Origin of the sequence: Paenibacillus cucumis (ex Kampfer et al. 2016) (assembly GCF_019748695.1) — a bacterium.
Classification (GTDB): Bacteria; Bacillota; Bacilli; order Paenibacillales; family Paenibacillaceae; genus Paenibacillus; species Paenibacillus polysaccharolyticus.
Window position 1 is genome coordinate 71,748 of record NZ_JACLIC010000028.1, and the last position, 23,382, is coordinate 95,129.

The 23,382-nt window shown below is 45.2% G+C and carries 25 protein-coding genes; 12 read left to right on the forward strand and 13 right to left on the reverse strand.

What is annotated here, in order from left to right; all coding sequences use genetic code 11:
- Positions 1–38: 38 nt before the first annotated feature.
- From H7T88_RS18090 to H7T88_RS18100, 3 genes are all read left to right on the forward strand, one after another.
- Positions 39–779: an HAD family hydrolase gene (locus H7T88_RS18090; RefSeq protein WP_260510994.1), complete on the forward strand. Its 741-nt coding sequence runs from the start codon at positions 39–41 to the stop codon at positions 777–779.
- A gap of 404 nt (positions 780–1,183) precedes the next feature.
- Positions 1,184–1,663, forward strand: coding sequence for a Dps family protein (locus tag H7T88_RS18095; RefSeq protein ID WP_221789657.1), 480 nt, complete (start codon positions 1,184–1,186; stop codon positions 1,661–1,663).
- A gap of 127 nt (positions 1,664–1,790) precedes the next feature.
- Positions 1,791–3,044, forward strand: coding sequence for a nitric oxide synthase oxygenase (locus tag H7T88_RS18100; protein ID WP_221789658.1), 1,254 nt, complete (start codon positions 1,791–1,793; stop codon positions 3,042–3,044).
- Positions 3,045–3,081: 37 nt separating this feature from the next.
- Here the strand turns inward: H7T88_RS18100 and H7T88_RS18105 are convergent, their stop codons facing one another.
- From H7T88_RS18105 to H7T88_RS18115, 3 genes are all read right to left on the reverse strand, one after another.
- Complete coding sequence (locus H7T88_RS18105; RefSeq protein WP_221789659.1) at positions 3,082–4,323, reverse strand: MFS transporter; 1,242 nt, start codon at positions 4,321–4,323, stop codon at positions 3,082–3,084.
- A 200-nt stretch (positions 4,324–4,523) separates the two neighbouring features.
- Positions 4,524–4,718 (reverse strand): hypothetical protein, encoded by a 195-nt coding sequence (locus H7T88_RS18110; protein ID WP_090924107.1) that lies wholly within the window; start codon positions 4,716–4,718, stop codon positions 4,524–4,526.
- Positions 4,719–4,803: 85 nt separating this feature from the next.
- Entirely contained in the window at positions 4,804–5,055 is a 252-nt protein-coding gene (locus tag H7T88_RS18115; protein WP_221789660.1) for a hypothetical protein, read from the reverse strand.
- A 251-nt stretch (positions 5,056–5,306) separates the two neighbouring features.
- Here H7T88_RS18115 and H7T88_RS18120 point away from each other — a divergent pair, with 251 nt between their 5' ends.
- The 6 genes from H7T88_RS18120 (at position 5,307) to H7T88_RS18145 (ending at position 10,128) form a co-directional block, all read left to right on the forward strand.
- Positions 5,307–6,416, forward strand: coding sequence for an ABC transporter ATP-binding protein (locus H7T88_RS18120; protein WP_090924109.1), 1,110 nt, complete (start codon positions 5,307–5,309; stop codon positions 6,414–6,416).
- Positions 6,406–7,239, forward strand: coding sequence for an ABC transporter permease (locus H7T88_RS18125; RefSeq protein WP_221789661.1), 834 nt, complete (start codon positions 6,406–6,408; stop codon positions 7,237–7,239). The genes H7T88_RS18120 and H7T88_RS18125 overlap by 11 nt, the downstream gene beginning before the upstream one ends.
- A complete protein-coding gene (locus H7T88_RS18130) occupies positions 7,214–8,023 on the forward strand; it encodes an ABC transporter permease (RefSeq protein ID WP_090924111.1) in 810 nt (269 codons plus the stop codon). The genes H7T88_RS18125 and H7T88_RS18130 overlap by 26 nt, the downstream gene beginning before the upstream one ends.
- Positions 8,020–9,093 carry an ABC transporter substrate-binding protein gene (locus H7T88_RS18135; RefSeq protein WP_090924112.1) on the forward strand — a complete coding sequence of 358 codons (1,074 nt, stop codon included), beginning with the start codon at positions 8,020–8,022 and terminating at the stop codon, positions 9,091–9,093. Before H7T88_RS18130 ends, H7T88_RS18135 begins: the two co-directional genes overlap by 4 nt.
- Before the next feature lie 100 nt (positions 9,094–9,193).
- Positions 9,194–9,409, forward strand: coding sequence for a hypothetical protein (locus tag H7T88_RS18140; protein WP_221789662.1), 216 nt, complete (start codon positions 9,194–9,196; stop codon positions 9,407–9,409).
- Positions 9,409–10,128, forward strand: coding sequence for a CPBP family intramembrane glutamic endopeptidase (locus H7T88_RS18145; protein WP_221789664.1), 720 nt, complete (start codon positions 9,409–9,411; stop codon positions 10,126–10,128). Before H7T88_RS18140 ends, H7T88_RS18145 begins: the two co-directional genes overlap by 1 nt.
- A gap of 297 nt (positions 10,129–10,425) precedes the next feature.
- On the opposite strand, the gene H7T88_RS18150 is transcribed toward H7T88_RS18145, so the two are convergent.
- Both H7T88_RS18150 and H7T88_RS18155 read right to left on the reverse strand, forming a co-directional pair.
- The gene (locus H7T88_RS18150) at positions 10,426–10,926 is read right to left on the reverse strand and encodes a hypothetical protein (protein ID WP_154890251.1); all 501 of its coding nucleotides are present in this window, start codon (positions 10,924–10,926) and stop codon (positions 10,426–10,428) included.
- 152 nt (positions 10,927–11,078) lie between these two features.
- The gene (locus H7T88_RS18155) at positions 11,079–12,113 is read right to left on the reverse strand and encodes an AraC family transcriptional regulator (protein WP_221789665.1); all 1,035 of its coding nucleotides are present in this window, start codon (positions 12,111–12,113) and stop codon (positions 11,079–11,081) included.
- Positions 12,114–12,248: 135 nt separating this feature from the next.
- Here H7T88_RS18155 and H7T88_RS18160 point away from each other — a divergent pair, with 135 nt between their 5' ends.
- Positions 12,249–12,836, forward strand: coding sequence for an NAD(P)H-dependent oxidoreductase (locus H7T88_RS18160; protein WP_221789666.1), 588 nt, complete (start codon positions 12,249–12,251; stop codon positions 12,834–12,836).
- Between the two features lie 186 nt (positions 12,837–13,022).
- Here the strand turns inward: H7T88_RS18160 and H7T88_RS18165 are convergent, their stop codons facing one another.
- From H7T88_RS18165 to H7T88_RS18180, 4 genes are all read right to left on the reverse strand, one after another.
- On the reverse strand, positions 13,023–14,027 hold the full coding sequence (locus H7T88_RS18165) for a cation diffusion facilitator family transporter (RefSeq protein ID WP_090924118.1): 1,005 nt from the start codon (positions 14,025–14,027) through the stop codon (positions 13,023–13,025).
- Positions 14,028–14,209: 182 nt separating this feature from the next.
- Positions 14,210–14,821, reverse strand: a complete 612-nt coding sequence (locus H7T88_RS18170; protein WP_260510995.1) for an SMI1/KNR4 family protein — start codon at positions 14,819–14,821, stop codon at positions 14,210–14,212.
- Between the two features lie 295 nt (positions 14,822–15,116).
- On the reverse strand, positions 15,117–15,890 hold the full coding sequence (locus H7T88_RS18175) for a DODA-type extradiol aromatic ring-opening family dioxygenase (protein ID WP_221789667.1): 774 nt from the start codon (positions 15,888–15,890) through the stop codon (positions 15,117–15,119).
- Positions 15,887–16,564, reverse strand: a complete 678-nt coding sequence (locus H7T88_RS18180) for an alpha/beta hydrolase (protein ID WP_221789668.1) — start codon at positions 16,562–16,564, stop codon at positions 15,887–15,889. The genes H7T88_RS18175 and H7T88_RS18180 overlap by 4 nt, the downstream gene beginning before the upstream one ends.
- Positions 16,565–16,856: 292 nt before the next feature.
- On the opposite strand from H7T88_RS18180, the gene H7T88_RS18185 reads away from it, so the two are divergent.
- Positions 16,857–17,225: a glyoxalase superfamily protein gene (locus tag H7T88_RS18185; RefSeq protein WP_090924122.1), complete on the forward strand. Its 369-nt coding sequence runs from the start codon at positions 16,857–16,859 to the stop codon at positions 17,223–17,225.
- A 41-nt stretch (positions 17,226–17,266) separates the two neighbouring features.
- Entirely contained in the window at positions 17,267–17,815 is a 549-nt protein-coding gene (locus H7T88_RS18190) for a helix-turn-helix domain-containing protein (RefSeq protein WP_154959444.1), read from the forward strand.
- A gap of 302 nt (positions 17,816–18,117) precedes the next feature.
- Here H7T88_RS18190 and H7T88_RS18195 read toward each other — a convergent pair whose 3' ends face one another.
- The 4 genes from H7T88_RS18195 to H7T88_RS18210 all read right to left on the reverse strand — a co-directional run bounded on the left by H7T88_RS18195 (position 18,118) and on the right by H7T88_RS18210 (position 23,341).
- On the reverse strand, positions 18,118–20,421 hold the full coding sequence (locus H7T88_RS18195; RefSeq protein ID WP_221789669.1) for a hypothetical protein: 2,304 nt from the start codon (positions 20,419–20,421) through the stop codon (positions 18,118–18,120).
- Between the two features lie 591 nt (positions 20,422–21,012).
- Positions 21,013–21,732: a 3-ketoacyl-ACP reductase gene (locus tag H7T88_RS18200; protein ID WP_090924125.1), complete on the reverse strand. Its 720-nt coding sequence runs from the start codon at positions 21,730–21,732 to the stop codon at positions 21,013–21,015.
- An 83-nt stretch (positions 21,733–21,815) separates the two neighbouring features.
- Positions 21,816–22,739, reverse strand: coding sequence for a DUF4097 family beta strand repeat-containing protein (locus tag H7T88_RS18205; RefSeq protein WP_221789670.1), 924 nt, complete (start codon positions 22,737–22,739; stop codon positions 21,816–21,818).
- Positions 22,736–23,341: a DUF1700 domain-containing protein gene (locus H7T88_RS18210; protein ID WP_221789671.1), complete on the reverse strand. Its 606-nt coding sequence runs from the start codon at positions 23,339–23,341 to the stop codon at positions 22,736–22,738. Before H7T88_RS18210 ends, H7T88_RS18205 begins: the two co-directional genes overlap by 4 nt.
- Positions 23,342–23,382 lie beyond the last annotated feature (41 nt).

The window sequence follows — 23,382 nt, forward strand, 5'->3', positions numbered from 1 at the left end:
ATTAGATTAGAGAGAGCAGATCAGGAGGACAAGCACAGATGATGGACACCGCACGTACAGCCAAAGCCATATTTTTCGATGTAGATGATACCTTATATGATCACTTACAGCCGCTTCGGGGAGCATTGAAGGAGGTGCTCGGATTGCCGGAATCGTTTGATTATGCATTGGCATATCATCGTTTTCGGTACTACAGTGACTGGTTATCTGCACAGGAAGACCTATCAGCAGTTCCTGAACCGGATGCAGTAGAGCGTATGAGATGCCGTAGATTCGAGCTAACGATGGCTGATTTTGGGATTGAACTGCAGCTTGGACAAGCGCAAGAACTGCAACGAAGGTATTTGAGCAGACAGTTTCAGATTACTCCCTTCCAAGGAGCATATGATCTTATTCGCAGACTTCAAGCGGAGGGACATACGGTGGGGCTAATTACGAATGGAGAAGGTCAGCATCAACGGCGTAAGTTAGAAGCGCTAGATGTGTTCGGTCTGGTGGACGAGCAACTGGTCTTTATTTCCGGTGAAATCGGTTATGCGAAACCGGACGGCAGACTGTTTGAGCATGTGAACAAGCAGACAGGAACAACAGCTGATCATAGCTACTATATTGGAGATTCGTGGCGCAACGATGTTGCCGGAGCGGTGGATGCAGGCTGGAAGATCATCTGGTTTAATCACCGTGAGGCATCGCCCGAATCGGATCATCAACCTCATTTTACGGCACGGAACTACGAGGAAATCAGTCATCTTCTTACGTTTGAACAGGTTCGTTCATAGGCGGGAACTCGGAGAATCGAAGCACTTCTAAGAACTAACTAAATAATGATCATGTTCTAACAAGGCATTCAGTCCTGTCATCTGTGATTGCAGATGAAGGGCTGTTTTTTGTTTTCACTCAGACGTGTGAGAATGTTCACTGAAGGTCGGTAAGGTTGGCGGTATAACTACATGAGCAGCCTTGTTCATAGTGGAAGCACCCAAAAGTTCATCATGAAGCCCGGCTTCATGGAATCTTCATTTGGAAGAGAGGTCAAAGCTCTTTTCAAATTATATAGTCAGTGCTATAATTAAAACAAGATTTAGATTAAGTCTAAATTAAAAGAAAAGAATAACGAAGCGATTCCAAACAAATCATATGACAAACAAAACTAAAATGAGATATTCGAAAGGGGATAAATTCCATGAGTACAATCCAAACTAACCCAAACACTTCTGTAACAAACACAGCTAAACTTCAAGAGGTATTGAACCGTCAGATCGCAGGTTGGTCTGTCCTCTACACGAAGTTGCACAACTTCCATTGGTATGTCAAAGGACCACACTTCTTCACACTTCATGCCAAATTTGAAGAACTGTACAACCTGGCTACAGCGAATATGGACGAGGTTGCTGAGCGCCTTCTGACCATTGGTGGTCGTCCTGTAGCAACGATTGCAGAACAACTTCGCCTTTCACCAATTGTGGAGGCACAAGGACAACTGTCTGCTGAAGAGATGGTTGAACATGTTGTTGCCGATCTGAATGCAATGCTTGATGTGATTCGCCAAGGCATTCATGAAGCTGGAGAAGCAGAAGACAATGCGACAGAAGACATGATGATCGGATTCACTGCTGCGCTGGATAAAGAGATCTGGATGTTAAACGCATTTTTGGGCAAATAATCTAGGCTAACCTGTGCCCTGACAACGATATGTAGAGTCCGTGAACAAACGTCCCGTTCGCTTACAAATCCGGTGTGCTTCCCGTATAATAATGGCATCCAAGATGTACAGAATGGTGGAATGAGAAATGCGGACAGACCTGGATCGATTGCAGGAAGAAGCTGAACGGTTTATATATACTAGTTATGAAGAGCTGGGCCATACGCGTAAAGACGCAGAGGCCCGGCTTATTGCCATTAAGCAAGAGATGGACAAAACGGGAACCTATACCCATACTGCAGAGGAACTGGAACATGGCTGCAAAATGGCATGGCGGAACAGCAACCGCTGTATCGGGCGGCTGTTTTGGGACAAGCTGCGCATTGTGGATGCACGTCATGCTGATACCGCAGGAGTGGCTGCGCAGGCCGTACTGGATCATATCCATAACGCTTCAAACGGAGGCAAGATCATCCCGACGATTACCCTCTTGCCGCCAGAAGGCCCAGTTGGAGCCCCCATCCGTATCTGGAATCATCAGTTGATCCGTTATGCTGGATATGAGACAGCGCAAGGTATTGTGGGTGATCCTGCTTCCATTGAACTGACCAAAGCGGCCAATTCGCTCGGCTGGCAGGGAGCTGGAGGCGATTATGATGTGTTGCCGATCATTATTCAAGCTCAAGGACAGGCCCCAGAGTGGTATGTAATACCAGAGCAGGAGATCATCGAAGTGCAGATTGAGCACCCGGAGCGAGTGGAGATTGCTGAACTCGGCCTGCGTTGGTACGGTGTGCCAATGATTGCGGATATGCGGGTCGAGATCGGAGGCATTAACTACCCGGCTGCGCCGTTTAACGGTTGGTATATGGAAACGGAGATCGGAGCGCGAAACTTTGCCGATACATTCCGATACAACAAGTTGCCAGATGTAGCTGCTGCACTAGGGTTAAACACGTCGAGTGAAACGACACTTTGGAGAGATCGGGCTCTGGTGGAGCTTAATGTTGCTGTGCTACATTCATTTAAGAAGGCCGGCGTGAGTATCGTGGACCACCATACAGCTGCATCACAGTTTGCTCTGTTTGAACAGCGGGAAGAAAAGGCTGGACGCGAGCTGACCGGAGACTGGGTGTGGCTGATTCCACCAGTGTCCCCAGCCACTACTCATATTTTTCACAATACCTACCTTAATGAGATTGTGAAGCCGAACTTTTTTCATCAGGACCCTGCATACAGCTTTCAAGATGGGATGGCTGTTGCCGCAGATGTCGGTATCAGTGAGCAACACCATAAGCACCATGAGAACATGGATCATCAAAACGACCGAGAGCATGCGTCCGATGAAGCCAAACAGTCACAGGCAGGGAATACACCAATGAAATGCCCGTTTGCACATTAATTTGTGTGAGCGGGTTTTATTTTTTGAAGCAGTCCTCTCAGCTCTCTTTCATCCGATGCCTGCTTCGCATGATGGCTTGAACGGCTATGGCTGCCGCGATCAGAACAAGATTAAAGACAAATACAGCATATAGAGACAAGGTCTCCATCAGGAGTGCTGCGAGTAGAGGAGATACCATAGAGCCGATCTCCGCAGACGAGACAATTTTACCAATGACAGAGCTTCGATTCACTTCAGGAGTGTGATCCCCAATATGTGCAAAAAAGGAATCCATGTAACAAGCCCCGCCAATGCCACCGACGAACATGCCAATGTACACCCAGAGGTGGACAGAAGTACTTAGAAAAACAATGACTTCAACCCCGATCAGGAACATGCCCAGCATGCACATCAGGAGCCGATCACCCAAGCGGTCGGAGAGAAAACCGACAAAAGGGGCAGCCGCAAGCGTAGAAATTCCGGCTATGGTAAAGGCCAGACTGGCAGAGAAGGTATCCCACTGCATGATTTGAGTTGCATAGAGTGCAAAATACGTCAAGAAAACGGCATAGGCACTCATCTCCAGGACATGCACCGTTATGTATCCTGTAAGTGGGACAGGAATAGGACCTGTGCCACTGCTTGAGCGAGACTGTGTATTATTGGAGGCATACTCCTGAGCAATCTTTTCTTGACGTGAAGTTTGATCTGCAGGAGCCGAAGAAAGAACTTCACTATCCTTCGACTCTAGAATAGGTATTGAGCCAGATGATCCATACGTTGTTTTGTTTTGCATACCCATAACAACAACCATGGCGATCAGACAACAGCATGCAACCAGCCAGAACGGAACGGACAGCGGTACGTGGAGCGTAAGCCAGCCGCTGATGACCGGCCCCAGGATCATGCCCCCACCCTCACTACTGCTGATGTATCCGTTGTATAGTCCCCGGTTATCGCTATTTCCTTCGTCACTGATGATGGAGCGTACGATGACGGTCAGCCCGGTTGAAGCCATTCCTTGCAATAGCCGCAACAGGCCAAGGAACAGGGGCGTAGAGGCAATGGCAAAACCGGCTGTACATATAGCGAGCATCAGCAGCATAAGGACGAGAGATATTTTGACCCCTACATGGCGATAGAGCGCAGAGGCAGGGAGCCCGCCGACTACTTTACCTAAATAGAACAATCCGAAAATGAACCCCATCTCCCAACCAGATAGGCCAAGTTGGTCGATATATATCGGAAAGAGGGGCAGAATCATAAATCCCCCCATCTGGCTAAGAAAACAGACACTCATCAAAAGGGGTAAATTACGACGCATTTCCATGGTCTTCCTCACCTCAACTCCATGATATGGAGTCCCGGCGTCATTCATTCTTTTGGAATCACTTCGAAAAATTAAAATAACTCAAAAAGGAACGTAGCAGATGTAACTGCTACGTCTTCGTCTGAGACTTATGCTGTGAAATTTACATCAATGCTGAACAGTTTTTCCCATCAGTGATGATGGTGAGGGTGTTTATTTTCATGGTCAGGTATAACAACGTTAACAACGGTTTTTTGAATATGTGTTGCATGGTTTGTGTTTTCTGCATTGTTTTTAGATTTGTTTTTCGCACGATTTTTAGAAATGAGTTTGCTTTTGTTGGCAGCTTTGCTTTTTGGAGAGAGCGGTGAGAAGAAGTTAGTCATGGTAAAGCCTCCTTCATTAATATACGTTTTATTTTTTTGAATCTATCAATTCACATGGACAGGCTAAGATATTGAAATAGATAGATTACCAGTAAGGATTGCAGCCGGGATTGCAGTGATGGTGATGATGAGAGTGTGGATGATGGTGGTGGTGATGTGTATCTTTCTCTTTAGATTCAGGCAGAATGACGTTAACGACAGTTTCCTGGATATGCTCTGACTTGCTTGTGTTACCTGCGTTGTTTTTAGATTTGTTTTTTGCGCGGTTTTTGGATACCAGTTTGCTTTTGTTTGCAGCTTTACTTTTTGGAGAGTGTGGGGACAAGTAGTTAGCCATGAAGAATACCTCCTTGTGATGGATATACGTTATACTATTCCGAATCTATTAATTCGTTTGTATAGAAGACTAATTAATAAGAAAATAGATTTATTGCCATATTATTAATATCTGTAACGTGCGCGCTTGACCTTTCAAAACAAAAGAAAATGAGGTAAATTATTCATATTCGAGATATGGCTTAATTAAAGTCGTGTATAATAGGTAAGGTTTCTTAGGATAAACCCAAGGATAAGGGGGCGACGTGAAGCATGTCAGAACAACAACCGATCATCCGGTTCGAGCGGGTGACACAGCAATATGACCAGGATGAGGCTGTATTAAAAGCTGTCAGCTTTGAGATTGAACGTGGAAAATTTTATACGCTTCTCGGCCCGTCCGGTTGCGGTAAAACAACGATATTAAGGCTGATTGCCGGCTTTGCGGAGCCGACGGAGGGCAGCATTTATTTTAACGGCGCATTGATTAACAAGGTTCCTGCGCATCAGCGTCAGGTGAATACGGTATTTCAGGACTATGCGTTATTTCCACATTTGAATGTATTCGAGAACGTAGCCTTTGGCTTGCGGATTAAAAAAATGAAAACATCGGAGATTCGCAGCAAAGTGCTCGAAGCTCTCAAATTTGTCAATCTGTCCGGTTACGAGAACCGGGAGATTGGCGAGATGTCCGGCGGACAGCGCCAGCGTGTGGCGATTGCCCGCGCAATTGTGAACGAGCCGGAAATTTTGCTGCTGGACGAGCCTTTGTCGGCTCTCGACCTGAAGCTTCGTACCGAGATGCAGTACGAGTTGCGAGAGCTGCAGCAACGGCTGGGCATTACGTTTATTTTTGTCACGCATGACCAGGAAGAAGCACTCGCGATGTCTGATGAAATTTTTGTCCTGAACGGTGGTGTCATTCAGCAGAGTGGTACGCCGAATGATATATATGATGAGCCGATTAACCGTTTTGTCGCGGACTTTATTGGAGAGTCGAATATCGTGGCAGGCAAGATGAAGCAGGACTTTGTCGTTGAGTTTGCAGGTGCACAGTATGAATGTGTCGATCAGGGTTTGCAGCCTGACGAGCCTGTTGAGATCGTCATCCGCCCAGAGGACTTCGAGATCACAACCGAGGAGCAGGGCAAGCTCAAGGTTAAGGTGGACTCGCAGTTGTTCCGCGGCGTACACTACGAAATCTCGACCTACGATGACGCAGGCAACGAATGGCTGATTCATTCGACGAAGAAAGCGGCCGTCGGATCGCGCATCGGGCTTTATTTTGACCCGGAAGCCATTCATGTTATGCGTTTCAACGAAACTGAGGAAGAGTTCGACAGACGACTCGAAGCTTACCAAGAGGCCGCTCATGCAGACTAAATCCAGCACGCGCAATGCGTATCTGATTCCCTATGTGTTATGGATGGTGTTGTTCGTTGTAGCGCCGGTGCTGCTGGTCATCTATTATTCGTTCTTTGATGTGGAGGGTAACTTCACGCTTGGCAACTATGCGCGGTTCTTTACGCCAGTGTATATGCAGATGACGCTCAGTTCATTCTGGTATGCATTTCTGATTACGGCGTTCTCGCTACTTATCTCGTATCCAACGGCGTATATGCTGACCCGGACGAAGCATAAGCAGCTGTGGTTGCTGCTGATCATTTTGCCAAGCTGGATCAATCTGTTGTTAAAAGCGTACGCCTTTATTGGCCTTTTCGGCACATACGGTCTGACCAACTCTCTGCTGGAAGTGGTGGGCATTGGGACACAACAGATTTTGTTCACTGATTTCAGCTTTATCTTTGTTTCGGTGTACATCTTCATTCCCTTTATGATTCTGCCGATCTTTAACGCGCTGGAGGAGATGAATCCGTCCCTAATCTATGCTGCACGGGATCTCGGCGCTTCATCGTGGCTGACGTTCCGCCGTGTGATCTTCCCGCTGACGATCAGCGGAGTGAAATCAGGCTGTCAGGCCGTATTTATCCCGGCGTTGTCCCTGTTTATGATTACCCGCCTCATCGCGGGGAACCGTGTTATTACGCTGGGTACAGCGATTGAGCAACATTTTCTCGTTACCCAGGACTGGGGCATGGGTTCGACGATTGCCGTCTTTTTGATTATCGCGATGGCAGTCATTATGTTTCTGACCGGATCAGGCAAGAAGGAGGTGCGAAATGGGAAGAAACGGAAAGCTGTCTAACGTCTATCTGGCGGTTGTGTTCGCCATTTTGTACGCGCCGATTGCCTATCTGATTTTCTATTCATTCAATAGTGGTGGCCATATGCGGGGGTTCGAAGGTTTCACACTGGAATGGTACAGAGAAGTTTTTGCGGACACCCGGCTGCTCATTATTGTCTTGAATACGTTTATTATCGCGCTGTTGTCCTCAGCGATTTCAACCATTCTGGGTGTGGCAGGGGCACTGGCGATTTATCATGTACGTCGTAAACGGACCAAAAACACACTGTTATCTCTAAACAACGTGTTGATTGTTAGCCCCGATGTCATTATCGGTGCATCATTCCTGATTTTGTTTACGATGATTGGCATCAAACTCGGCTTTACGTCGGTATTGCTGTCCCATATCGCATTCAGTGTGCCGATTGTGGTCATCATGGTGCTACCGAAGCTGCAGGAGATGAGTCCAACCTTGATGGATGCGGCTCGTGACCTAGGCGCGGGTTCATGGCAAATTCTAACGCGTGTGGTACTGCCTTACGTGAAACCCGGTATTTTTGCTGGATTTTTCATGGCTTTGACGTACTCGCTCGACGACTTTGCCGTAACCTTCTTTGTGACAGGGAACGGATACTCCACGCTTTCAGTGGAGATTTACTCCAGAGCAAGGCAGGGCGTATCGCTGTCGATTAATGCGTTGTCTACCCTATTGTTCCTGCTCACGGTGTTGCTGGTGGTCGGATATTACTTCATTAACCGCCGTGCATCACGCATTCCAGCCGGAGGAAAGGGGCTGCGTCCATGAAACAGTTGGTACGGACATTCGCGCTTGTGTTTGTGGCCGCATTCGCCCTGATGATTCTGGCTTCGTATCTGAACAAAAGTCAGGGATATTCCGGCGGAAACACGCTGACGATCTACAACTGGGGTGATTATATCGACCCTGACCTTTTGAAGGAATTCGAAGAAGAATCTGGCATGAAGGTCATCTATCAGACGTTTGATTCCAATGAAGCGATGCTGACCAAGATTGAACAGGGCGGCACAACGTTTGACGTGGCGATTCCTTCTGAATATGCGATTAGCAAAATGAAAGAAGAGAACCTGCTCGTTCCGATTGACCACAACAAGCTGCCTAACCTGAAAAACATCGATTCCCGGTTCCTGAACTTGAACTATGATCCAGATAACCAATTCTCTATCCCGTATTTCTGGGGAACCGTTGGTATTGTGTATAACCCGGAACTGGTGGGTGGCCTGACATTTGACAGCTGGAATGACCTATGGGACCCGCGTCTGAAAAATCAGATCCTGTTGCTCGATGGTGCTCGTGAGGTCATCGGTATGGGGCTGAATAGCCTGGGGTACTCACTTAATGATACGAATGAAGATCATCTTCAGGCTGCACTCAAAAAGCTGTCTACCCTGACTCCTAACGTAAGAGCCATCGTTGGAGACGAGATCAAAATGTTGCTTGCGAACGAAGAAGCCGCGGTTGGACTCGTATGGTCTGGGGATGCATCGGAGATTATGGATCAGAACGACAAGCTGGATTACAAGGTACCGGAGGAAGGTTCAAATCTCTGGTTCGACAGCATGGTCATCCCGAAAACAGCTAAAAATGTAGACGGCGCGCACCAGTTTATCAACTTTATGCTGGACCCGGATCATGCTGCACGCAACGCAGAGTACGTGGGATACTCGACACCGAATGCGGAGGCACTTAAGCTGTTGCCAGAAGATATCTCGCAGGATGAACGCTTCTATCCAGACGAGACACTGACAAGCAAGCTGGAGGTTTACAACAATCTGGGCAAAAAAATGCTATCGCATTATAACGACCTGTTTCTGGAGTTTAAGATGCATAGTAAATAATTGTCCTCCAGTCTACGCAAACTGCGCGAACTGCAACGAACACAACAAGTGCAACTCAAATACCCCTGAGCATATTGGCGGCTTCAGGGGATATTTGACGTTGGATTTATTCCGGCGCGGGCTCCGAGAATTCGGATTGCCGGGAACTTTATTTACACCCGTGCGTACTAAAGCCCATAACCCCGAATATGAAAAGTATATCGGGATAGAGGGAACGGAACGGGATGAAAGAGAACGGAACGGAAACTCTGACGGTGTAGATGTGATGTTTGAATTCAATTGTTTTACTACAATGAAGTGGGAAGGAGGTTCGTGATGTTAGGCATGATCGTGCTTGTTTTGTTATCTTGGCTCTTGCTTCGTTTCACGATCAAGCAACCGTTGTCTGTGCTCGGGTATCGTCCGGCAGGTCTACGTCTCCAGCAATTTGCGATAGCCTTACTTTTGGGTATTCTCGTTTCCTCGGCAGTTCACTGGACAGAATCTCTGGTCACCATGTCAAACTGGAAGCTAAACCCCGAATATTCCTGGGCTGATTTTTTGATAGCCAGTTGGTGGAACTTCAAGTCGGTCTGGTTTGAGGAATTGCTTTTCCGTGGTGCACTGCTTGTACTTATGATTCACGGGTTAGGAGTCCGATGGGGAATCGTACTTTCTTCCATGGCGTTTGGGATGTATCACTGGTTCAAGGACGGTGTGTTCGGAAACATCCCGGTTATGCTCATTGTATTTATAACGACCTCTATCATGGGTTTGGTTTGGGCATATGCGTATGCCAAATCCGGTTCTATGGCTCTTGCAGTCGGAAGCCATCTAGGCTGGAACGGGGCATCATCGATCCTGTTCTCTGACGGCCCAAACAGCGAGCAGTTGTTCGTTCAAGTGACAGGCATAAGCTACATGCCACTTGCCGGAATACCTTCACTGATTTTTTTTGTCGCGTCCAACGCAGCCCTGCCTCTGATCCTTTTCTTCTGGATCAAATACAACATAGCTATGCAATCGAAACCCAATGAACAGGCAGTTTCACCCTAATAAGAACAACAAAAATAAATAAAAACATCCCTTGATCACGTATGGATCAGGGATGTTCCTTTTCTTTTACCTGCTCTAAAGCAATAGCTTTGAAGTGCGATATCCGATGGATATGAGATTACACGTTAACGGAGGGGACAGGACAAACGAAGGAAGCGAAGCGCTCGCCTTTACAACTGGATTTTCTCATCAGATAGGAGATTCAAAAAAATCCGGGGGTAACAGCGATCCGCAGTTGTTCTGTCCCCGGAGTGGCTTAGTGAAATCTAGTCGTCCAATTCATCGGATATCATGCCACTACATAGGCTTTTTGCGCCCCATGATGATATACGCCCCGCCCACAATCAGCAGAATGGCCACAAACGGTTGAATATAGCTCATGTTGCTCAGTACGGAACCGATCGACATGACAGTGAAGAACAAAAGGGAAAGAACCGTCAGAATATTAATCGGAATCAGCAACCATTTATTTTTGCCGCCAAACCAGTAGAGTTCAAACAAACCGACCGCTGGCGCCAGAATGAAGCCCGGCCACATCGTACCCCAGTTACCAAACAGCATCGCGATCTGGCATACAATACCGACGGTCAGCAGCAAGCCGCCTGGAACGAGCAATCCAACGCCACGGCCAATCATGGAGAAGTATAACCAGTGGAAGAACAGTCCGAGCGGAATCACAAATAACGTAGGCCAGAAAGTACCAAAGATTGTGCCTGGGCCCATTGTGCCGCCTTGATTCAGAATCAGGTATACACCGAGCAAAATCAGGACAGGTGCAAGAATCGTACGTTTAGCCATAATTTCTCTCCTTTTGAATATGGAATCTTTCATCCGTGCAATATGTAACATCACTTTCGTTATATACAGCATACCACGAACTGGAAAAGGGGAACCTCCGTCTTTGGCGTTAAACTTATCCTAGACTAAAGTCTAGGTATGGGGTTACGATCCTATCCCTGCCGAGCCGCCAGATTAGCCCGGTATTGACCCGGGGTCTGTCCCGTCCACTTTTTGAACGCATTCTGGAAGGCGCTTTGTTCCGAAAAATGAAGGGCATAGGCGATATCGACGACAGCATAGTTGCCTCTTTGTAAGTAACGTAGCGCCATTTCCTTCCGTACCTGAACGGAGATTTCGTTAAACGTTGTACCTTCTTCACGCAATCTGCTCTGGAGTGTGCGAATGCTCACGCCGAGATGTGCTGCCGTGTGTTGTAATGTGGGGAAGAAGGAAGGCAGACTTTCCGTGATCCAACGGCTTACTTTGCTGGAGAAAGGCTGAGAGGCATACAGGTCTGCCCGTGTCTCCTCTGCCATCGACTCGAAAACCTTCAACATTCTGGCATCCGAATATAAAACGGGCAACGTCAGGACCTCTTTGGATAGACGCAGCAGGGTTTGGGTAGCACCGAACTCGGGAGTGACCCCAAGGGAGTTCACGTAAACAGACAGATCACCTGCCCCGACAGGGGCTTCGTGACTGAATTGGACTTCTCGTACCACGGCCCGGTGATTCGCCAGCTTGTTGATCAGATGTAATACCGATACAGTCATATCCTCTACGCAATGGCGAGACATGGGGATTTCTTCATTTTCAACAGACAACTGAATGATCACATCCGGTCCATCGACCTTCCACTCCAGTTGAAATCCACTATACAGAATATCGTTATACCGCTGGTACGCGCTAAGTGCGTCACCAATCGTTTTGGAGTGCATCATGACATATCCGGGCAGACTTAAATCCGCAAAATCCAACCGTCCACCCTGGTTTAATCCAAAGTATGGATCGTTTGCATAATCAGCAGCACGCCGCATGATCCGTTCCAATTCAGTGACGGGAATCCGGGCATCCAAGTTCTCCAAGATGGAGGGATCTACATCGATGTCTTTGAAAAAGGATTCCGTGTCAAAGCCCTTGTGTACCAGTGTTTTCAAAATAGGATATACCATGGATATCGGGACACTCTGGTTAAGATGTTTCATAAGTCCTCCCGTTTGCACGAATCCGCAATGATTTGGCGTCGTTGATCATTTGTTTATACCTACCTTCACTATATGCTTGTGATATGTCCGTTTCATCGGTCTTCATGAACCATATTATACAGGAGGAATATACGTATGAATGCAAATAAAATTCTTATCATTAACGGTCATCCCGATCCACAGAGTTATTGCAAGGCACTGTCAGAGTCCTACGCAGAGGGCGCACGAAAATCAGGTGGGACGGTGGAGATGATCGATCTGAGCGAGATCGAGTTCAATCTTAATCTCCGATACGGCTATCGTCAGCGGACAGAGCTCGAGCCTGATCTGCTGAAGGCACAGGAACTCATTCGCTGGGCAAATCATTTGGTATTTGTGTATCCGACGTGGTGGGGAACAATGCCCGCTGTGTTGAAAGGGTTTATTGATCGGATTTTCCTGCCCGGGTTTGCTATGAGGTATCGGGACAACTCACCGCTCTGGGACAAATTGTTGAAAGGTAAGTCTGCACAGCTTATTGTGACGATGGACACCCCTTGGTTCTACAATGCATTGGTATACAGAAGGGCAGGTCACCGGGTCATGAAATCCAACGTCCTTCAATTCAGTGGGGTATCCCCTGTACGTGTAACCGAGATTAGTCCAATCCGCAAGTCCACGGAAGCGTTTCGTCAGAAATGGCTGGGTAAGGTGATGGAAATGGGGATGAGGCAGGCACGATGATCTAATAGGGATAGGAATATCAAATGAGAATCGTTCATAAAGAGTGAGGAACAAAGGAACAGAGCAAAGAAACAGAGCAAAGAAAAGGATCAAAGAACACAAAGAAACGAGGCAGAGCACTTCCTGCTTCGTTTCTTTGTTGTGCAGATGAAGCAGCGATAAGTCAGTTGTTAACCTGCTTTTTCACTACTTTTTCAACACATCCGAATGTTTCTTGCCCCAGCTGTTCACGCCGTCGTCTTCAATGATCGAGATCGCCGCGTCAGCAATATCCGGGTTTGTCATCAGTTTTTCCTGAATCCGGAACTTGATATCATCCGCATCCGCTAGACTGAGTCCTTTAGTCAGCTCAATCAGGCCTTCGACATGGTAATACCGGCCCTCTTGAATGATGCGCATCATCTGGATATCAGCTACATGGCTGTCTGCCAGAATTGTCTGGGACACTTTGTCCTCAATATCCTGCGGTGCGGCGACACCGATCAGGCCAATCATGTTGTCGTAGCCGACACGGAAAGCAACGGCAATCATCAGGCATCCGATGATGGTGGTGACAATACCATCTAGCAAAGCGAAGTTTGTCAGTGCAATGACGACAACAGATATAAGCGCAAGCGTCGCTCCAAGCACGGCTACAACGTCCTCGTAGAATACCAGGCGGGTTGGTGGTGCGGCACGTCCTACATTTTTGATTGCTGCAGGCACCAGGGCAAACCCTGTCGCTTTGGGCGCACGAGCTTCTTTCAAAATTTCCTTCATGGCTTTGATGAGGATGGCTCCATCGATCACAATATTAAGCACAAGCACACCAATGTTGATCCACAGTCCCCCTGAGTGACCAGCAGGATGCTGGAGCAGGTGAATGCCTTCGTGAATGGTTTCGTAGGCCATAATCGTCACCACAATTACGGCAATCATACAGAAAATGTTGATGACCCGTCCGAATCCAGTCGGGAAGCGGCGTGTAGGTTTTTTCTCGGATAATACACTTCCGACAAATACAAACCCTTGGTTAATGGCATCGGCCAGTGAATGCATCGCTGACGCGAACATGGCGCCGCTGCCACTGAATATAAAGGCTCCTCCTTTACATAGTGCAAGTATGGCGTTACCCGCCATGGCTACAGCAGAGGATGTGTTGCCTTTTTTGACGAGAGACATAAAGCTCTCTGACTTCGGTTGTTCAGCCACTTCGGTAGTTCCTCCCAGATATGTAGTTGGTGTAGAAAGACAGTCCTTCTTCCGGTAGCTTGTGCATTTCCACTAAATGTTATTATAACCGCCTTTACAACTCCCAGCATTATGAAACAATGGTCATATCATTATCCAGACGATAACGGCTGTTAATATAATTGTTTGTCATTCAATTTGACTTAGTATTCGATCACATCGATCTCACGCAAATTACGATTGGATTGCTCCAGCAATTCGGTGAAGTTTTCAGCCACGTAATAGACAAAGTCAGGATCATGTTTGAATATAATAATCTGTCCATATGTTCCTTGCTCTGTCGGGTCAAAATCCAACATCAAATAAAGCGATCCGCCTCCCAGCTTGCCAAAGGTGATCCATGATTTCTGATGCAAATAAGGCTTGATTCGCGGGTCCAGTTCAAGCATTTCTTCTTCGGAAAAATAGTCTTCCATCCGAATCTCTACAGTACCGTCATGTTCTCTCTTCATTTGTTCAAGCGATAACATGTAGAAGACCATATCTTCATTTTGTGCGGCATCACCTGGAAAAAGAACGTGAAAGGCATATCCGCTGCCGTTTTTACGTTTGTAAAATGCCCGGAAGTCTTCTGGTAGACGTATACTGTAATATTGCTCGAACGCGTCAAGCTCCTCATCGGTTGCTCCTTCCTGTTCGCGGTAGGCCTCCAGCAACTCCTGGTTTTCCTCATCCTGCACCTTTTCTTCCAGCAGTTCCAACAACTCTTGCATGAGTTCATCGATCCGTTGTTCTGACTTTGGTTCTGCCATCATGTTTCGCCTCCTTATGAGCGTTCGCATGTCATACTCATCTAATAAATCTGTTGATGAGATGGTTTCCCACTAGTATAGATTTACTCAGGAAACTCGGACAAGAAACCATAGACCCAAGCGGGAGTCCTACATAATGAACGAATATGGATGTGTAAAAGCGCACTTGTGGTCTATGCAGAGTTGCATTCAGCCACCTAACAATATCTCAAAAAAAAGCGTGAGCAGCAGGTTTACCCTGTGACTCACGCTTTGGTCTCTATGTGGTCTATTGGTTTTAAACCAATCTCATGTTTTGTTATTCAAATCTCCAGCAGGATAAACTCAGGTTACCCAGCTGATATGCCCGGAACAAGAGAGAGGCTTGTTTCTTCTCATCTCCTGCACCCATGGCGATCAGGATTGGCACAAAATGCTCTGGCGTAGGAACCGCTGCCTGTGCAGATGGAGCAAGCTTGTCATATGCGAAGAGGGCATCCGTATCCCAGTGCTCAAGCTTATCTTGGAGCCAGCTGTCGAATTCCATAGCCCAGGAATCTACACCTTGACTTTCCCAGTTCAGACGGCGCAGGTTATGCACGGTTCCGCCACTGCCAATGACAAGAACGTCTTGCTCTCGCAAAGAAGCGAGTGCTTGGCCTACCTGATACTGTTGCTCACCCGTCAGATGACGGTTCACAGAGAGAGCAATTACAGGAACATCTGCCTCGGGATAGAGCAGGCGCAGTACAACCCATGCTCCATGATCCAGGCCGCGCATCTCATCCGTCTGCACTGATATTCCCGCTTCGGTGAACAACTTGACGATCTCAGCGGTTGTTTCAGCATGTCCTTGAGCTGGATATTTGATCTGGTACAGTTCGGGTTGAAAACCACCGAAATCATAGATCGTGTCATATGAGCCGGTTACAGCAGATACGAGCTGTGTCGTCGATTCCCAGTGAGCGGAGAACAGGACGATCGCTTTAGGTTTGGGCAGATCCTGCCCAAGTTTTTGCAAAAATTCAGTGTACGCATTCTCCTCCAATGCAAGTGAAGGAGCGCCATGGGCGATAAACAAAGATGGCATCATGATTCAGTCATTCCTTTCGTATCTTCTGTAGATACCCCAGCATCCGTCCGAAGGAAGTGTTGGAGTTTGGCATATAACTCAGGAGTTACATGGTGGCCCCCGCTGTATGGTACATAAGTAACTTGATTCGTATGATTCCGGAAAAACGAAGCATTATCTTCACCCAGCTGTAACGGGAAAAGGTGATCCTGATCGCCGTGTGAGATAAATGCAGACAGATTGGATGAAGGCTGCAAAGCATATTCCTCTTTTACAAACTGCGGAATGTATCCGCTCATAGCCACGATGCCTTTGATGGCATCCCCCATGACCAAGGCAAGCGTCATCGCCATGATGCTGCCCTGACTGAATCCGGCGATATAACGCCGTGCAGGATCAATGGCATATTGAGCCGACAGCTCGATGATAAGTTGTTGCAGTCCTTGAACCGAGGCATCGTATAACTCGCGGACGGGATTGCCTATGCTTTTGATCTGAAAATAAGCATAACCTCCGCCCTGTACAATAGGCCCACGAATGGCAACAATGATGAAATCGGTAGACAGCGGCTCCATTAATCGAAGCATGTCCTGCTCATCTGATCCCATGCCGTGCAAGGCAAAAATAACAGGATATTGCTGGGCTTTATCGTAATGTGGAGGCAACTTCACCTCATGAATATAAGTAGAATTCAAACCAATACACCTCCAGGTGAAAGATGAGCTGCGATGAATCAAATGTATAAAATGAATGCATAGATCAAACCAATGAAGCAAAAGAGTTGGAATGAATTAATGACAGGGATTAAACTAAAAATAAAAAGTTCACCTATGTGAAAATAATATTCTTATTTATGAACAAAATCTATCATGCTTTCATTGTAGGGTCAACACTTTTTTTGTATGATGAAAATATGTTTTGTATAAGGGAACTTGGAATAAGAATTGTTGTTGTGCTTTTATCTCTTTAGAGGAGGACGTGAAGAAGATGATGAAACATATCGTACCTATTCTTAGAATTTTTGATGAAGCGAAGGCAAAGGAATTTTACATGGATTACTTGGGGTTCAAAGTGGACTGGGAGCATCGATTCGAGGCTGATATGCCACTGTACATGCAGGTGTCGCAGGATGAGATTGTTATTCATCTGTCCGAACATCACGGGGACTGTACTCCTGGTGCGGCATTACGGATTGAGACAGAGCATCTGGAGGAGCTGCATAAGCGGATTTCTTTGCAAAAATATAAATATGCGAGACCGGGTATCGAGAAGACCCCTTGGGATTCACGGGAAATGACCATTACCGATCCATTTGGCAATCGCCTTGTTTTTGTAGAGTCAACGGTTGAATCTTGATTTCAATGAAACGGTAGTTAGAGAGAAGAGAGGGCGGTCACATGGATATTGGCTTGGCCATTCGAACGATACGCAAACAGAAACAGATTACGATTATGCAACTCTGTGAGGGGACAGGGTTGTCCAAGGGGTTTATCAGCAATGTGGAAAATAACAAAACGTCACCGTCCATCGCTACATTAGAAAGCATCGCGGACTACCTGGGCGTCCCGCTACCCTACCTGTTGTTGACATCAGAGCAGCGTATGAATGTGGTTCGCAAGCATGAACGCAAGGAGACTACAGCGGGTAGCGGGCAGATTAAAGTACAGCAGTTAACGGCAAAAGGTGCGATGCGTATGTCCATAGTAGAACTGCCAGCGGGAGCTTCGACCGGGATCAGCAAACATGCGGGGGAAGAGAGCCATCTGGTACTGCAAGGTGTCATCCAAGCGAAGCAGGGGGAAGATGTGGAGACGCTGGAAGCGGGAGATTCGTTTACATGGAACGCGATTGTACCCCATGAAGTGACTAATATCGGCGAGGAACCCGCCGTTGTTCTGATTGCGGTGTCCAAGGAATTGGAGCTGGATCATCTGTTGAACCAGTAAGGTAAGTGAGGCGATTGAGGAAGGGGACGGAATGTAAAATGTGATGTGTGCCGTATGCTTTTATTAGTAAAGATCTGATTCAAGTGTATTACAAAAGCATAAACAGGTGAGGGACACGTGTCCCTCACCTGTTTATGTCAGTCTGTTCATCGTCGTGAACCGTGAAGGCGAGCCGTGGATTGAAAATCCACAACTCGACGTTCCCTGAAGTAAAAATAGAGAGAATAAGCGCATTCGGTTCTGAAAACTTTATATAGAACTCCTTCTTTAATTAATCTAGTGATGATTATAAGCCTAAAAGATTAAGTGGGTAAGCGCTTCGGATAATTAGTCCATTTCTTTGTATTTTCGGAGGTTTCTTCATATGCAAAACGAATATTTTCACTGGAACCTGTTAGTCTAACAGAGTGTACTACAATCTGAGGCACTCTACTACTTGGAAGTTTACAAGGGTCGAACTGTGAGTTGAAGATACGTGTTTCTTCTTCACGATAATTTTTCAAAATGTTATAACCTCTACCAAATTGATCTAGAGAGCTACCTGAATAAAGACTAATCAAAGGGCATAAACCTGCCATTTCTAACTTTGTAATTACAGAATCTATCGCTTTACACGCGTTTTCTATATCTTCTTGGAGTGGAAAATCCATTCTTTTATGTTCAATTCTATTCCTGACGTCACATACTTTCATTTGAGTTAAGACGGCAGTTGTTTCTGTTAGTAAATTCAATATCTTTTCCAAGTCAGGTTCTTGTATATCTAAAACATAATTGTAATGCCTGAATGGAAAAAGCATCACGTTTGTCGCATCTGAATAATCAGGCAATTCATCTTTGTTTCGAATAAATCCCTCTTTTTTCAGCAAGTACTCTTCACATCTCTCAGCTAGAATATCAAACCCTTCAATCAACGGGTATAAAGTATTTTTTCCATCTTTATCATACATTACAAATCCCTTGCCGGTATCTCTTAGACTACTAAGATTGTCTGACATAAACTGTCTAGACTTATTTAAATCAAACCTTAACTTTGTCTTTGTATGGTCAGATAGCAGCATCCATGTTGAAAATGTTAAAGTTAAATCTAGTATTTCCTCTAATGAGACAAAGAAGTTAACAGCATTACTTCTAATCTCCTCTCTATCATGTTCTGTATAACTTCGATATTTCCGTATTGATGTTAACAATTTTTCATATCTACTCCAAAACAAAGAGTTGTATATAGGAAACAAGTTAATATTAAAACCTAATTTCCACAGGACCTTTTTTATTAATTTTTCTTCTTCTTCAACATTCCTTGGCAAATTAAAATTACCATACTTAAAAAACTCTTCGGTACGCCTTATATTGTTTGGACTAGTAAAAATAGTTTCCTTTACAATTTTAATTGGATCTTCTGTCAATAAGTAATTATTTAACTTTTCTTCTATATCCTTACCATCTATCAGGCTTATTCTCCACAATTCATTTAAGTCAGGATAAAGCTCTTTAATTAATATCTTCAATCTTATTACAGACAAATCTTTCTTCGAGGAAATAGAACGTATACCAAACTGAGAACATTCACATATGTTTTTGAAATAACCTTTTAATTTCTTATAATTAAACCTAGAAACTCGTATCTCTGTTGAAGGAATAATAATTATTTCTTCATCAATTAATTCTTCGACCGCATTTGCAATACTAATATTATCCATTAACAGAATCAGTTGAAAGATCTGCGCCAGATTTAATTTATCTACGATCTGACTTGAAGACCCCTTAGCAAGAGATTTAGGCATTAATGACCTTATATCCTTAGAATGTTTTTCTATTAACTTCCCTAGTAGACTCCTCAATTCACTTTCACTAAATTCGTTAATCAGTAAGTAGTGAAGATTATCTAATTGAATATGATCAAAATAATCCGATTCAGCATGATATTCTTTTATAAGATTAATTATATTATCTGGTAGTTCTAAATTCTTTGAAATTAAACTACTTGCTTTTGAAATTGCACTATAAGCATATTGCGATTTAAAATGAACCCAATGAATTGTTGAACAAGTAATATCACTACAATGCCACATTGGTGCAGAGTATTTTATTGGTAGATTGCGTTTTTGTTTTGATCTCAGAATACCATAAGGGCCTATAACTATCTGCCCTCTTTGAAAAACTCCAACTGGAGTATCTGTAAGTATTTGTTGGGTCTCTTCAAACGTAAAAGAATCTGGTTTGTGTGGAAATAATTCAAAAAATTTATCATATAATAATCGTTCATATATCCACGGAAATCTTATCATCCCCGATATAATTTCCTGACTGATAATTTCAAATACTTTTTCAAAATCCGTCTTAGAGATATCAATTAAAAATTCTTTGTTGTGGAAATTTATAAGCATTGCAAGCTTTATCTCTTGTATTGTAATATTACTAATACCTTCTCTGATTTTCCCTACCCATTCTTCACCCTGAGAAGTGAGAACAATAGAATTATCTAATGAAATTGGTGGAACATACTCACTAGAGATTATTGAATTCCTTAGAATAATGCTAATTTGATAAAGATCAATAATAATTCCATCATTATTTGCACAGACAGCTTTTAATACTGCATTATTCAATATGCCCCCCCCTAACGTATATGTTCACTATAACATTTCAATCCAATAAATAACATATGGTTGATTGACATCATTCTTCCCTTATAGTCATTATAATATTTTCATTTCAAAAGAGATGTCATTAAAACAAAAAAAGATCATTTCCGCCGACTTTAGTGGTAATGATCCTTTTTGTTTTTGTGAATTTGACATATGGAGGCGAGGGGAGTCGAACCCCTGTCCAAAGAGACGACACATAAGCTTTTACGGGTGTAGTGACAGTTATGTCACTCGATATTAGTATTGAGCCAAAACAGGATTAGCCTCGATCCGCAATGGCTTGAGCTGATATAAGGTTCTTCAATGACTCACCATATCGATAACGAATATCTTCTTCAGTAATCCAATGGCCACCTTGCTCCATTGGTTCCAGCAAACACAGTCATAACTAGTTTGGTCTCAATCATGATATTCAAACTCCTGACGTTTTCCAGCAGAGTCATATCTAATTCGAATGTATTACCTTCAGCAATCCTCACGAATACGTTACCTATCTTTTATATCATAAACACAAAAACCACCAACCAGCATTCTGGTTGGTGGAGTCAAATCTTACTGTGGATTGGTTGTCCAGATGCCTGCGGCTTTGACGAATACGCGGTCAGACAGCTTGAGGGTGGCCAGCGCCAGTTCGGCTACATCTTCGGCTTGCATCATGCGATCCTCGTCTCCGATCTTGAGTCCGGCATTCACAGCCAGTTCCGTATTTACGGTGCTTGGTGTCAGCGCGGTTACACGAATGTTCGATTTGCGAACTTCCTGCATCAAGGATTCCGTCATGCCCAGCAATGCGAATTTGGATGCACAATAGGCTGAACCTGTAGCGAATCCGCGCTCACCTGCCGTTGAAGCGATATTAATGATGCTGCCGCTGCTTTCCTTGATCATGCTTGGAAGAATGGCCCGAGTTACATAGTATGTACCCATGACATTCACATGCAGGATGCGTTCCCACTCTTCAGGGTCCATCTCTAGCAGTGTACCGAAACTTCCGATCCCTGCATTGTTAATGAGGATATCGACTGCTCCCAGCTCCATCTCAATAGCTGCGACTGCTGCTTCAGCTTGAGAGCGATCCGAGATGTCTGCTGCAGCACTCGTTACTTTCACGCCATATTGCTGGCTTAAAGACTCTTGAAGGGCTTGCAGATCGGAAGCGGTGCGGGCGATCAGTCCAAGATGTACGCCTTCTTTGGCAAGGGCTTCCGCAATGGCGCGGCCAATACCTTTACCGGCGCCAGTAATGATGGCTGTTTTATTTTTAAGTTCCATAGGAATATTCCTCCTCAGCATTTGGGTTAGCACTTGATTATACTATATTTTACCCAATGATCGGAAATATGCTTCATCACACGTTAGCGCGGTTGGGTGATTCGAATGCTGCCAGAAGTCGTACGTGCCTGGATCACATCCTGACTTATGCCTGGTGAATCCGGTATATTAACATCGCCCGAAGTGGCCTTGGCCTCATAAATTCCATCAAAATCAGGCGCAGCCTGAATGGATATATCCCCCGATGTCCCTGATACCTGAATAGGCGCTGCGTGAGATTGCTGGATATCAATACTGCCGGATGTGAACTCAACATTAGCCTCACCATTCAATTGTGCAATTTCCACATCTCCTGATTGGATCACGCTATTTACTTTTCCATCCACTTGTTTTGCGGTGAAGCTTCCTGATGTCTGTTCTACGGCTAAATCCCCTTGAATAGCAGAAGCAGTGATATCCCCTGAGGTCAAAGACAATTCAATGCGAGGAACCTGAATATCATTCAGAACGATGGAGCCAGAGGTGCTTTTCATCTCCAGAGATTCAGCATGTAGCCCGGTTATGTCCCAATCCGCTGAGCTAGAGTGTAGTGTGACATCATTCAAGGGATATCCTTTTGGCAAAGCCACGGTTATTCTTGAATCTGGTTCCCCCCAGTTCCAATTAAAGGAGAACAACTTCAGACGGTTGTGTTTTTGCAGCGTTAGCTGGAATGTGCCATCGGTAAAACTTGCCTCCTCGAAGCTTTGAATAACCTCCGGTTCCCACTTTCCATCCACTTCGATATAGCCGGTGTTTTCTGGACTAACGATGAATTCGATATCAGCATTAAAATTGCCATCCAGCTGAATATTTTGCAGATCATCTTGCAGTCCTCCGGTGCTGAGTTCCCACCGCTTGCTGTATGCTTCCCTATCATCCTTGAACTGAAAACCATAGACCGATGTTCCAAGTAAACCTATGCCAATGCAGACGAGAGCCAGTGCTAGCCATTTCTTCGTGCTCATGCAGAAACATCCCCTTTCATCACGTTGATATTCCACCGAATATAGTGAATTGCCATATTTTTAAATGCGATAAAGATATATTTGGAGGCAAGGGCAAACAAAATGCCGATACCGAGCAGCCCAATAGCAACGAAAATTTCTGTTGTTTCAAGGTGATTCAGATACAGATAGTCGAAGGCAGCTGCGACAGGAGCCAGCGCAAGCAAGGACAGACTTGCAATTGTAAGCCATACAGACCAGAGGCTAAGACCAATAGGAATCATGAGTGTAAGATTAAGGAAGATCAAGCCTATGCCCACAAAAAAGTTCCGCGTAGCCCGATTGTGATTAACAGGTGGTTTCATCTCTCTGAACGTTGGCCCATCAAAGGGATCTCTATCGGATGTGTGAGAGTATGCGTTAGCGTTATAACGTTCGCCGAGTACTTTACGTGCAATTTCCTCCGGGTGGCCGAGCTCACGTGTAATGTCTTCCTCCGATTTGCCTTCACGTAACCCCAGCGTAAACTTGTGGGCATAATCTGCAAGGAGTTCCGCACGTTCCAACCGGTCCATCGGATGTAAAAGCAATTCCATAGCTTGCATAAATTGTTGTCTATTCATCTTGTGTTCCTTTCAAACCCTTATTTTTGAATGAATGTTTA

Excerpts from the sequence above, each read along its gene's own strand:
- H7T88_RS18150 (WP_154890251.1), bottom strand. The coding sequence starts at position 10,926 with ATGGCTAAACGTACGATTCTTGCACCTGTCCTGATTTTGCTCGGTGTA.
- H7T88_RS18125 (WP_221789661.1), top strand. The coding sequence starts at position 6,406 with ATGCAGACTAAATCCAGCACGCGCAATGCGTATCTGATTCCCTATGTG.
- H7T88_RS18120 (WP_090924109.1), top strand. The coding sequence starts at position 5,307 with ATGTCAGAACAACAACCGATCATCCGGTTCGAGCGGGTGACACAGCAA.
- H7T88_RS18175 (WP_221789667.1), bottom strand. The coding sequence starts at position 15,890 with ATGATGCCATCTTTGTTTATCGCCCATGGCGCTCCTTCACTTGCATTG.
- H7T88_RS18155 (WP_221789665.1), bottom strand. The coding sequence starts at position 12,113 with ATGAAACATCTTAACCAGAGTGTCCCGATATCCATGGTATATCCTATT.
- H7T88_RS18170 (WP_260510995.1), bottom strand. The coding sequence starts at position 14,821 with ATGATGGCAGAACCAAAGTCAGAACAACGGATCGATGAACTCATGCAA.
- H7T88_RS18185 (WP_090924122.1), top strand. The coding sequence starts at position 16,857 with ATGATGAAACATATCGTACCTATTCTTAGAATTTTTGATGAAGCGAAG.
- H7T88_RS18100 (WP_221789658.1), top strand. The coding sequence starts at position 1,791 with ATGCGGACAGACCTGGATCGATTGCAGGAAGAAGCTGAACGGTTTATA.
- H7T88_RS18160 (WP_221789666.1), top strand. The coding sequence starts at position 12,249 with ATGAATGCAAATAAAATTCTTATCATTAACGGTCATCCCGATCCACAG.
- H7T88_RS18200 (WP_090924125.1), bottom strand. The coding sequence starts at position 21,732 with ATGGAACTTAAAAATAAAACAGCCATCATTACTGGCGCCGGTAAAGGT.
- H7T88_RS18110 (WP_090924107.1), bottom strand. The coding sequence starts at position 4,718 with ATGACTAACTTCTTCTCACCGCTCTCTCCAAAAAGCAAAGCTGCCAAC.
- H7T88_RS18130 (WP_090924111.1), top strand. The coding sequence starts at position 7,214 with ATGGGAAGAAACGGAAAGCTGTCTAACGTCTATCTGGCGGTTGTGTTC.
- H7T88_RS18095 (WP_221789657.1), top strand. The coding sequence starts at position 1,184 with ATGAGTACAATCCAAACTAACCCAAACACTTCTGTAACAAACACAGCT.
- H7T88_RS18105 (WP_221789659.1), bottom strand. The coding sequence starts at position 4,323 with ATGAGTGTCTGTTTTCTTAGCCAGATGGGGGGATTTATGATTCTGCCC.
- H7T88_RS18210 (WP_221789671.1), bottom strand. The coding sequence starts at position 23,341 with ATGAATAGACAACAATTTATGCAAGCTATGGAATTGCTTTTACATCCG.
- H7T88_RS18135 (WP_090924112.1), top strand. The coding sequence starts at position 8,020 with ATGAAACAGTTGGTACGGACATTCGCGCTTGTGTTTGTGGCCGCATTC.
- H7T88_RS18115 (WP_221789660.1), bottom strand. The coding sequence starts at position 5,055 with ATGGCTAACTACTTGTCCCCACACTCTCCAAAAAGTAAAGCTGCAAAC.
- H7T88_RS18090 (WP_260510994.1), top strand. The coding sequence starts at position 39 with ATGATGGACACCGCACGTACAGCCAAAGCCATATTTTTCGATGTAGAT.
- H7T88_RS18190 (WP_154959444.1), top strand. The coding sequence starts at position 17,267 with ATGGATATTGGCTTGGCCATTCGAACGATACGCAAACAGAAACAGATT.
- H7T88_RS18145 (WP_221789664.1), top strand. The coding sequence starts at position 9,409 with ATGTTAGGCATGATCGTGCTTGTTTTGTTATCTTGGCTCTTGCTTCGT.
- H7T88_RS18205 (WP_221789670.1), bottom strand. The coding sequence starts at position 22,739 with ATGAGCACGAAGAAATGGCTAGCACTGGCTCTCGTCTGCATTGGCATA.